This is a genomic window from Pseudomonas sp. SDO5522_S412 (genome assembly GCF_054071215.1).
In genome coordinates, this window is record NZ_JBSVWQ010000298.1 from 1 (window position 1) to 6,003 (window position 6,003).

6 protein-coding genes are annotated in these 6,003 nt (G+C 60.0%); 3 read left to right on the plus strand and 3 right to left on the minus strand.

Annotation, left to right across the window (positions count from 1 at the left end; genetic code table 11):
* The first annotated feature begins 329 nt into the window (after positions 1–329).
* On the plus strand, positions 330–2,417 hold the full coding sequence (locus ACW9I6_RS29985) for an LTA synthase family protein (RefSeq protein ID WP_008433215.1): 2,088 nt from the start codon (positions 330–332) through the stop codon (positions 2,415–2,417).
* 60 nt (positions 2,418–2,477) lie between these two features.
* Here ACW9I6_RS29985 and ACW9I6_RS29990 read toward each other — a convergent pair whose 3' ends face one another.
* Positions 2,478–2,630, minus strand: a complete 153-nt coding sequence (locus ACW9I6_RS29990; protein ID WP_003216767.1) for a DUF3309 family protein — start codon at positions 2,628–2,630, stop codon at positions 2,478–2,480.
* A gap of 329 nt (positions 2,631–2,959) precedes the next feature.
* Here ACW9I6_RS29990 and ACW9I6_RS29995 point away from each other — a divergent pair, with 329 nt between their 5' ends.
* Together ACW9I6_RS29995 and csrA are read left to right on the plus strand one after the other, a co-directional pair.
* The gene (locus ACW9I6_RS29995) at positions 2,960–3,781 is read left to right on the plus strand and encodes an SDR family oxidoreductase (protein ID WP_457340153.1); all 822 of its coding nucleotides are present in this window, start codon (positions 2,960–2,962) and stop codon (positions 3,779–3,781) included.
* Between the two features lie 386 nt (positions 3,782–4,167).
* Positions 4,168–4,377, plus strand: a complete 210-nt coding sequence (gene csrA, locus ACW9I6_RS30000) for a carbon storage regulator CsrA (protein WP_008433220.1) — start codon at positions 4,168–4,170, stop codon at positions 4,375–4,377.
* A gap of 3 nt (positions 4,378–4,380) precedes the next feature.
* Here the strand turns inward: csrA and ACW9I6_RS30005 are convergent, their stop codons facing one another.
* Together ACW9I6_RS30005 and ACW9I6_RS30010 are read right to left on the minus strand one after the other, a co-directional pair.
* The gene (locus ACW9I6_RS30005; protein ID WP_003192759.1) at positions 4,381–4,608 is read right to left on the minus strand and encodes a YheU family protein; all 228 of its coding nucleotides are present in this window, start codon (positions 4,606–4,608) and stop codon (positions 4,381–4,383) included.
* A 59-nt stretch (positions 4,609–4,667) separates the two neighbouring features.
* Positions 4,668–5,852 (minus strand): osmoprotectant NAGGN system M42 family peptidase, encoded by a 1,185-nt coding sequence (locus ACW9I6_RS30010; RefSeq protein WP_003216760.1) that lies wholly within the window; start codon positions 5,850–5,852, stop codon positions 4,668–4,670.
* Positions 5,853–6,003 lie beyond the last annotated feature (151 nt).

Here is a 6,003-nt window from a genome sequence, read left to right on the forward strand (position 1 = left end):
ACAGTCACCTGATGTATCGACTGATTTACCGTATTCGCGAGCAAGCCCGCTCCCACATCTGTTTCCGTACGCCCGTTATTGTGTTTCGAGATATTCGCTGTACAAAATTTTCACATTCCATCCAAGACAATTCGCCGGCTATTTCCCCTGTCGAGTGCTCTAAAACGAGTGCCCACCTACTGCAGGAGTGAGTAATCAATGGCGTTGCCGGCGTTGATCGGGCACCATTTGCGCCATTGCGTTCACCGTCTACCCCAGCCTGCCTGGGCGAGGGCGGGGCGCCGCTGTATTCATTCGCAACTTAAACTTCCAATGGGTCCTAAAACGACATGGCAAACCCGGACGCCCTGAATCAGCAGCGAGCTTCTAATCGCTTGCTGCAACCGACCGTCAAATCCCATCTGGCGTACACGCTGCTTTGTGCCTTGATCATGATGGTGATGTTCTCCCTGCTGCGCCTGGCGCTGCTGGTCTACAACCGCGAGATGATCCTCGACACACCGGCCTCGACTTTCCTTGAAGCGTTCGCCAACGGCCTGCGCCTGGATATCCGCCTGGTGATGTACGTGCTGGTGCCGCTGCTGCTGGCGTTGTTCAGCGTACGGGCCATGGCGGCGCGCGGGTTCTTCCGCTTGTGGCTGACGGTCGCGTCCAGCATCGCGCTGTTCCTGGGCCTGATGGAAATGGACTTCTACCGCGAGTTCCACCAGCGCCTCAACGGGCTGGTCTTCCAGTACGTGAAGGAAGACCCGAAAACCGTGATGAGCATGCTCTGGTACGGTTTCCCGGTGGTGCGCTACCTGCTGGCCTGGGCCGTGGGTACGCTGATCCTGAGCATCGCCTTCAAAGGCGCCGACCGTGCAACGCGCCCACGCGGCCCGTTCAGTGGTGGCAGCATCGGCACTCGCCAGGTAGCGCCGTGGTACACGCGCATCGCGGTGTTCGTGGTCTGCCTGCTGGTCGCCGTGGTCGCCATCCGTGGCACCCTGCGCCAGGGCCCGCCACTGCGTTGGGGCGACGTGTACACCACCGACTCGAACTTCGCCAACCAGTTGGGCCTCAACGGTACCTTGTCGCTGATTGCGGCGGCGAAATCGCGCTTCTCCGAGGAGCGTTCGAACATCTGGAAAGCCACCCTGGAGCAGCCGCTGGCCACCCAGACCGTGCGCGACATGCTGGTATTGCCGACCGAGAAACTGGTCGACACCGACACCGCCGCGGTACGCCGTGACTTCACGCCGCCGGCCGAGAAGACCCTGCCGATCAAGAACGTCGTGGTTATCCTGATGGAAAGCTTCGCCGGTCACTCGGTGGGCGCCCTGGGCCGCCCGGGCAACATCACGCCGTACTTCGACAAACTGTCCAAGGAAGGCCTGCTGTTCGACCGCTTCTTCTCCAACGGCACCCACACCCACCAGGGTATGTTCGCCACCATGGCCTGCTTCCCGAACCTGCCGGGTTTCGAATACCTGATGCAGACCCCGGAAGGCAGCCACAAGCTGTCGGGCCTGCCGCAGTTGCTCAGCGCCCGCAAGTTTGACGACGTGTACGTCTACAATGGCGATTTCGCCTGGGACAACCAGTCGGGCTTCTTCAGCAACCAGGGCATGACCAACTTCATCGGGCGTAATGACTTCGTCAACCCGGTGTTCTCGGATCCAACCTGGGGCGTGTCCGACCAGGACATGTTCAGCCGTGGCCTGGAAGAGTTGAAGGCACGTGAAGGCGGCAAGCCGTTCTATGCGCTGCTGCAAACCCTGTCCAACCACACGCCGTACGCGTTGCCGACGCCATTGCCGGTCGAGAAGGTCACCGACCGTGGCAGCCTCAACGAGCATTTGACGGCCATGCGTTACTCCGACTGGGCCTTGGGCCAGTTCTTTGAAAAGGCCCGCAAGGAGCCGTACTTCAAGGAAACCCTGTTCGTGATCGTGGGCGACCACGGCTTCGGCAACGAGCAGCAGATCACCGAGATGGACCTGGGCCGCTTCAACGTGCCGATGCTGATGATCGCACCGGGCATGCAGGAGAAGTTCGGCGAGCGTGACCACACCGTGGGCACCCAGATCGACATCGTGCCGACCATCATGGGCCGCCTGGGCGGTGACACCCTGCACCAGTGCTGGGGCCGTGACCTGCTCAACCTGCCGGAAGGCGACAAGGGCTTTGGCGTGATCAAGCCGTCGGGCAGCGACCAGACCGTCGCCTTGCTCACCGGTGACCGCGTGCTGGTACTGCCCAAGGAAATGCCGCCGAAGTTGTGGGAATACGAACTGGGCGCCAACCCGACCGGGAAAGTGATTCCAGAATCGCCGGACGAGGCTGCGTTGAAGCAGAAGCTCGAATCGTTCCTGCAGACCGCTACCAAGAGCCTGCTGGACAACACTGCCGGTGTAGTGGACGGCAAGCCGGACTAAACACCCGCGCATAAAAAAAGAGGCCTTTCAAGGCCTCTTTTTTTTGCACGCTGGAACGCGTTATATCTTGCCGAGCAACAACAGAATCAGCAGCACTACCAACACAGTACCGAGAATACCCGATGGCCCGTAACCCCAATTGCGTGAGTGAGGGAACACTGGAAGACCGCCGACCAGCAGGAGGATCAGAATAATGATAAGAATGAGGCTCATGTTTTGTTTTCCTTATTGTCTTCTGAAAAGACCTGGTATTTAACGGATAGGCCCGACAACTGATACGGACGCCTTAATAACTCCGACCCATGTGTTTGGCAGAAAATTCCGTGTTTTTTTAAAGCTTTTCGCTAACTTGCTTATTTCCTTTAACCCCGTTGCAAATAACTGTCCTTAGTTCAAATAAATGGAACTTGGCGGGTTTCCCGCTATCCGACCCGGCCCACGGTTTGCCTGGGGCATTCAGCACTCTGATGGTGCGTGGGTGCAGGAAAAACCTTCGCTACACTGCGGCTCACTTCTTCCGTGAACCACAAGGCTACTTTCCTATGCAAAATCGCATGATGATCACCGGCGCCGGTTCTGGCCTGGGTCGCGAAATCGCTCTGCGCTGGGCCCGCGCGGGTTGGCAACTGGCCTTGTCGGACGTCAGCGAAGCGGGCCTGCAAGAAACCCTCAAGCTTGTACGCCAGGCCGGTGGTGACGGCTTCACCCAGCGTTGCGACGTGCGCGACTACAGCCAGCTCACCGCGTTCGCACAGGCCTGTGAGGAAAAGCTCGGTGGCATCGACGTGATCGTCAACAACGCCGGTGTCGCATCGGGCGGGTTCTTCAGCGAACTGTCCCTGGAAGACTGGGACTGGCAGATCGCGATCAACCTGATGGGCGTGGTCAAGGGCTGCAAAGCCTTCCTGCCGCTGCTGGAAAAGAGCAAGGGCCGCATCATCAACATCGCGTCCATGGCCGCCCTGATGCAGGGCCCGGCCATGAGCAACTACAACGTGGCCAAGGCCGGCGTGGTGGCACTTTCGGAAAGCCTGCTGGTGGAACTCAAGCAACAGGAAGTCGGCGTGCATGTGGTGTGCCCATCCTTCTTCCAGACGAACCTGCTGGACTCGTTCCGCGGGCCGACGCCGGCGATGAAAGCCCAGGTGGGCAAGCTGCTGGAAAGCTCGCCGATCACCGCCGCAGAAATCGCCGACTACATCTACCAGCAAGTGGCGCAAGGGCAATTCATGATCCTGCCCCACGAGCAGGGGCGCATGGCCTGGGCACTGAAACAGAAGAACCCGCAACTGCTGTATGACGAGATGACCGTGATGGCGGACAAGATGCGGGCGAAAGCTCAGTCGCAGGCGGTAAAAGGTTGAATTTCAGGTGAGCACCTGATGTGGCGAGGGCTTGTTGTGGCGAGGGAGCTTGCTCCCGCTGGGGTGCGAAGCAGCCCCAAAACCAGCCGCCCAAGTCTTCCTGAAAGAATGCATTGACCTTATTGGGGGCTGCTTCTCAACCCAGCGGGAGCAAGCTCCCTCGCCACAGCAAGCTCCTCGCCACAACAAGCTCTCTAGCCACAGAGAGTGCCTGCAAATTTGAACATATCGTTTGGTTCTTGGGTGTAATTCGAGATTATTCACTGCCTGTCTGTAGGGTAATTTACCCTGATGTGTAAGGCATGCCTGTTTAACCTGAAGGCCATTGATGGTGCCAGGCAGGGAGCGCATGGTCGGGGTTCGGTAACTTAAAAAGGACGAACCCCATGCTGGTATTAAGCCGCGCGGTAGGTGAAATAATTTCGGTGGGTGACCAGATCACCTTGCGCATTCTGGAAGTGAACGGCACCCAAGTGAAGCTGGGTGTGGAAGCGCCGGTGGGGGTCAATGTGCACCGGGCGGAGGTCTATCAGAAGATCCTCAGTCGCCACGGGCAGCAGGCCAACACCCATCCAGTGCCTGTGCCCAATCCTTGAGTCTCAGTCGAACAGGTGCTTGGGCACATCGTGCTTGAGCATCAACTGGCACTGCTCGCTCTCGGGGTCGAAAACAATCAGCGCCTGGCCCTTGGTCAGCGCCTGGCGTACCCGCAGCACCCGGGTTTCCAAAGGTGTGTCGTCACCATTGTCAGTGCCGTCGCGGGTCACGAAGTCTTCGATGAGGCGTGTCAGGGTGTCGACTTCAAGTGCATCGTAGGGAATCAGCATACAAGCCTCGGCTAGGGAATCCCGGCGATGCTACTGCGCCGGGATCCGAGTTGCCAGTCTCAGGTTTTTTGGCCCACCAGGCTGTCCACCGACGGCACGCGGGTATCACTCTCCATTTGTGTGTCGTGTTCGATCTGGTGACTGAACCGGTCGAGGGAGCCTTTGGCCGGTTGTGCATCGCTGGCGAACACTGGCGGGCTGAGGATGTACGCGCCCAGCAGGCGACTCAGGGCGGCGAGGCTGTCGATGTGCGTGCGCTCATAACCATGGGTGGCATCGCAACCGAATGCCAGCAGCGCGGTGCGAATGTCGTGGCCGGCGGTCACCGCCGAATGCGCGTCGCTGAAGTAGTAGCGAAACAGGTCGCGACGCACTGGTAGCTCATTTTCCGCCGCCAGGCGCAGCAGGTGGCGGGACAGGTGATAGTCATACGGCCCGCCGGAATCCTGCATCGCCACACTCACCGCGTGCTCGCTGGAGTGCTGCTCGTGGGCCACCGGCGCAATGTCGATGCCGACGAACTCACTCACATCCCACGGCAATGCCGCCGCCGCACCACTGCCGGTTTCTTCGGTGATGGTGAACAGCGGATGGCAGTCGATCAGCAGCGGCTGGCCGCTGTCGACAATCGCCTTGAGCGCCGCCAGCAGCGCGGCAACCCCGGCTTTATCGTCCAGGTGGCGGGCGCTGATATGCCCGCTCTCGGTGAATTCCGGCAGCGGGTCGAAGGCGACGAAATCGCCGACGCTGATACCCAGGGAGTCACAGTCGGCGCGGGTGGCGCAGTAGGCATCCAGGCGCAGTTCGATGTGGTCCCAACTGATGGGCATTTCATCCACGGCCGTATTGAACGCGTGACCGGAGGCCATCAACGGCAGCACGCTGCCACGGATCACGCCGTTATCGGTGAACAGGCTGACGCGGCTGCCTTCGGCAAAACGGCTGGACCAGCAGCCGACCGGCGCGAGGGTCAGGCGGCCATTGTCCTTGATCGCCCGCACGGCGGCGCCGATGGTGTCCAGGTGCGCGGAAACGGCGCGGTCGGGGCTGTTTTTCTGGCCCTTGAGGGTGGCGCGGATGGTGCCGCGCCGGGTCATTTCAAAGGGAATGCCCAGCTCTTCGAGGCGCTCGGCAACATAGCGCACGATGGTGTCGGTAAACCCGGTGGGGCTGGGAATAGCGAGCATTTCCAGCAGCACTTTTTGCAGGTAAGCGAGATCCGGTTCGGGGATGGTTCGGGTCATGGAAACTCCTGATGAGTTGAGGGCATCGATGGTTTCGATGAAAGGGGCGCCTCAGAGATTGTGTTGGCTGTACCGGCGTCTTCGCGAGCAAGCCCGCTCCCACATTTGGAATGCATTCCCCTGTGGGAGCGGGCTTGCTCGCGAAAGCGCC